This window comes from Bradyrhizobium sp. (assembly GCF_050014615.1).
Classification (GTDB): domain Bacteria; phylum Pseudomonadota; class Alphaproteobacteria; order Rhizobiales; family Xanthobacteraceae; genus Bradyrhizobium.
In genome coordinates, this window is the sequence record NZ_JBEKCZ010000357.1 from 1 (window position 1) to 4,180 (window position 4,180).

3 protein-coding genes and 1 pseudogene are annotated in these 4,180 nt (G+C 63.3%); all 4 read left to right on the forward strand.

Annotated elements, in window-relative coordinates; genetic code table 11:
* Positions 1–72: 72 nt before the first annotated feature.
* Positions 73–906, forward strand: coding sequence for a GyrI-like domain-containing protein (locus ABR948_RS29520; protein ID WP_428124847.1), 834 nt, complete (start codon positions 73–75; stop codon positions 904–906).
* A 165-nt stretch (positions 907–1,071) separates the two neighbouring features.
* Positions 1,072–2,001, forward strand: coding sequence for an SMP-30/gluconolactonase/LRE family protein (locus tag ABR948_RS29525; RefSeq protein ID WP_428124849.1), 930 nt, complete (start codon positions 1,072–1,074; stop codon positions 1,999–2,001).
* A gap of 129 nt (positions 2,002–2,130) precedes the next feature.
* Positions 2,131–2,617, forward strand: a pseudogene (locus tag ABR948_RS29530) (GNAT family N-acetyltransferase).
* 51 nt (positions 2,618–2,668) lie between these two features.
* Positions 2,669–4,180, forward strand: a 1,512-nt coding sequence (locus ABR948_RS29535) for a GMC family oxidoreductase (protein WP_428124851.1), incomplete at its 3' end; no start/stop codon positions are given.

Here is a 4,180-nt window from a genome sequence, read left to right on the forward strand (position 1 = left end):
GCGCAAGGACTGTCAAATGGCGCGCGCGCGAAGCGATCACACTGCGCGTGCTTCGAATGAAGGCCGCTATTGATGAATCCTGCCCAGAAGGCGCTCTGGTATATCGAAAGCCACCTTGCCCGGGCGTTGACCCTCGATGAGGTCGCGGCGATCGGTGGCGTCTCGCGCTTTCACATGGTGCGGGCGTTTGCCGCCGCGACGGGGCTGTCGGTGATGCGCTATGTGCGTGCCCGGCGCCTCAGCGAAGCGGCGCGGGCGCTCGCGGGCGGCGCGCCCGATATCCTGAGCCTGGCGCTGGATGCGGATTACGGCTCTCACGAAGCATTCACCCGTGCGTTCCGCGATCATTTCGGGGTCACGCCCGAAGCGGTCCGCAGCGCCAAGTGTCTTGACCACATCAAGCTGCAGGAGCCGATCCCCATGGACTCAACCCTTACAGACAATCTGCAAGCGCCACGCTTTGAGACCAGCAAGCCTTTGCTCATCGCCGGCGTCGGCGAGCGCTACAATCACGAGAATACCGCCGGTATTCCGGGCCAGTGGCAGCGCTTCCAGCAATCCGCCCCGAATATTCCCGGCCGCTTCTGGCATGTCACTTACGGTGTCTGCTGCAACGGCGACGATGCCGGAAATTTCGATTACATCGCCGGCGTCGAAGTCTCCGACTTCTCCGATCTGCCGCGCGAATTCTCCAGCGTGCGCATCCCCGAACAGCGATACGCGGTGTTCACCCATAGCGAGCACATCTCGACCATCCGCCGCACCATCAACACGATCTGGAATCACTGGCTGCCGGCGTCGGGAATGAAGGTGGCCGATGCGCCCAATTTCGAGCGCTATGGCGAGAAGTTCGATCCGCTCACCGGCAATGGCGGCCTCGAAATCTGGGTGCCGGTCAAGGAATAGGCCGCACGCTGGGCTGCCTTGCGCGGTTCTTGCCGTTGATTGCTTGGCAAGCGAGATCGACTTTGCCATAACATCGCGTAACGAAATTGTTGCGCGTGCGGGATGTGCCTGGAGTCCGCAAGCGCTCAAGCAAAGCTTGGCTCAAGAAAAGCCCGGAGGATTCCGATGCCGAACGTGCGCGTTCTCGCCACCGATCTTGAATTCCCGGAAGGGCCGGTGGTGATGCCGGACGGATCGGTGCTGCTGGTTGAAATCCGCGGCCGGCGGCTGACGCGGGTGTGGCCGGACGGGCGCAAGCAAGTGGTCGCGGAAATTCCCGGCGGTCCCAACGGGGCGGCGATCGGGCCCGACGGCAAATGCTACATCTGCAACAATGGCGGTTTTAGCTGGACTGCCTCGCGCGGCACCATGATGCCGGGCGCGCCGGCGCCGCATGAATATATCGGCGGCTCGATCCAGCGCGTCGATCTCTCAACCGGCAAGGTCGAAACCCTGTTCGACAGCTGCGGCGAGCATCCGCTGAAGGGGCCGAACGATCTGGTGTTCGACAGGCAGGGCGGGCTCTGGTTCACTGATCTGGGCAAGCGCCGCGCACGCGACATGGATGTCGGCGCGTTCTATTACATGAAGCCCGGCGCCAGCGAAGTCGTCGAAGGTGGGTTCGGCATGCTGCCGGCCAACGGGATCGGGCTGTCGCCGGATGAAAACATGGTCTACGTCGCGGAGACGCCGACGGCGCGATTGTGGGCGTTCGATCTTGCCGCGCCCGGCGAGGTCAAGCCGCGCGACGTGATCTATCGCGGCGAACGCGGCAAGCCGATCGCGGGTCTGGGCGGTTACCAGATGTTCGACTCGCTCGCAGTGGAAGCGTGCGGCAATATCTGCGTCGCGACCCTGATCTCGGGCTGCATTTCGGTGATCGCGCCGGACGGCAGCCTGGTCGAGCAGGTGCCGACCGGCGACCGCGTCACCACCAACATTGCCTTCGGCGGCCCGGAGCTGAAGACCGCCTACATCACGCTGTCCGGCAAGGGCGAACTGATCGCAATGGACTGGGCCCGGCCTGGCCTGCCGCTGAATTTTCTGAACAAGTGATGTGCGACACGAATGGTTTTTTTCGTCATTGCGAGCGAAGCGAAGCAATCCATTTCACCGCGCAACGAAAGAATGGATTGCTTCGTCGCTGCGCTTCTCGCAATGACGACTTAAGGAGCGGAGTATCCAATGCCCTGGCCTGAACCGGTTACACTCAGCGGCCCATACGCGCAGCTGAAGCCCCTGTCGCAGGATCATTGCGACGGGCTGACGGAGGCCGTCAAGGACGGCGAATTGTGGAAGCTCTGGTACACGTCCGTTCCCAAAGCCGAAGACATGCGCAAGGAGATCGATCGCCGGCTGGGACTGCAGGTGGCAGGCTTAATGCTGCCGTTCACGGTATTCGATGCCGACGGCAAAATCGCTGGCATGACGACCTATATGAACGTCGATGCGGCGAACCGGCGCGTCGAGATCGGCTCGACCTGGTACGCCAAGCGCGTGCAGCGCAGCGCGCTCAATACCCAGTGCAAATTGCTGTTGCTGACGCATGCGTTTGAAAAGCTGGATTGCATCGCGGTCGAATTCCGTACGCACTTACAGCATCCTCCCCGGTGAATGGCCGACGGTGAAGTTGCACCTGACCTATCAATTGAACGAGAGAGTGCGCGACTAGCGTTTGAAGAAAAACGCGTCGAAAGTAACGGCGCGGCTAGAGAAGGGTGCGATGGAAACGTTCGATTATGTGATCGTGGGCGCGGGCTCGGCGGGTTGCGTCCTCGCCAACCGGCTGAGCGAAGATGCGGGTACCAGTGTCTGTGTGCTCGAAGCCGGCCCCCGCGACTGGCATCCCTACATCCATCTGCCGGCCGGCTTCATCAAGACCTTTCACATGAGGGGTATCAACTGGGCCTACCAGCAGGAGCCGGGTCCCTGGACTGGCGGGCGCAGCATCTACGCGCCGCGCGGCAAGACGCTCGGCGGCTCCTCTTCGATCAACGGCCACATCTATAATCGCGGTCAGCGCCAGGATTTCAACACCTGGGCGCAGCTCGGCAATCGCGGCTGGGGTTATGAGGACGTGCTGCCCTATTTCAAGCGGCTGGAGCGGCGCGTCGGCGAGGGCGAGGACACGTATCGCGGGCGCGACGGCAGCCTGACCGTCACCACCATGGACTGGCGCGATCCGCTCTGCGAAGCCTTCATGGCCGGGGCGATCAGTCTGGGGATTCCGCGCAACCCCGATTACAACGGCGCGATCCAGGAGGGCGTCTCCTACGCCCAGCGCACCATTCAAAATGGCCTGCGCGTCAGTGCGGCGACCGCCTTCCTGCATCCGGCGATGAAACGGCCCAATGTCCATGTGCGCACCCATGCGCATGCGACCGAAATCATTTTCGAGGGCAAGCGCGCGGTCGGCGTACGCTATACCAAAGGCGGCAAGGGCGGCACGCCGGTCGAGGTGCGCGCGGCCAAGGAAGTTATCCTCTCCGGCGGCACCTACAACTCGCCGCAACTGCTGCAATTGTCGGGCGTCGGATCTCCTGATCTTTTGAAATCGCTGGGCATCGAGGTACGCCACGCGCTGGCGGGGGTCGGTGAAGGGTTGCAGGACCATTACGCGCCGCGCTCGGTCGCCCGCGTCAAGAACATCAAGACCATCAACGAACGCCGGCGTGGCCTCAGCCTGGTGGGCGAGGCGATCAAATGGGCGACGACGCGGCGCGGCCTGCTCTCGCTGTCGCCGACCATGGTCTATTGCTTCTGGCACTCCGGCGAGACCACCGAGAGCTCCGACCTGCAACTGACGTTCACACCGGCGAGCTACAAGGAGGGCGTGCAGGGTCAGCTCGAGGACCAGCCCGGCATGACGGTGGCATCCTGGCAGCAGCGGCCCGAGAGCCGCGGCTATGTCCGCGCCCGCTCGGCCGATCCATTCGATCCGCCGATCATCCAGACCAATTATCTCGCCGAGGAGCTCGATCGCCGCACCGTCGTCGCCGGCATGAAGCTGGCGCGCCGGCTGCTCGCTTCAGCGCCGCTCGCGCCCTATTACGCCTATGAGGATTTTCCCGGACCAGACGTACAGAGCGACGACGAATTCCTCGCGGCAGCCACAAAGCGCGGCACCACCACGTTCCATCCCGGCTGCACCTGCCGCATGGGCCCGGCCGACAGCAGCTGGGCCGTGGTCGACGACCAGCTGCGCGTCCACGGCCTGCAGGGCCTGCGCGTGATC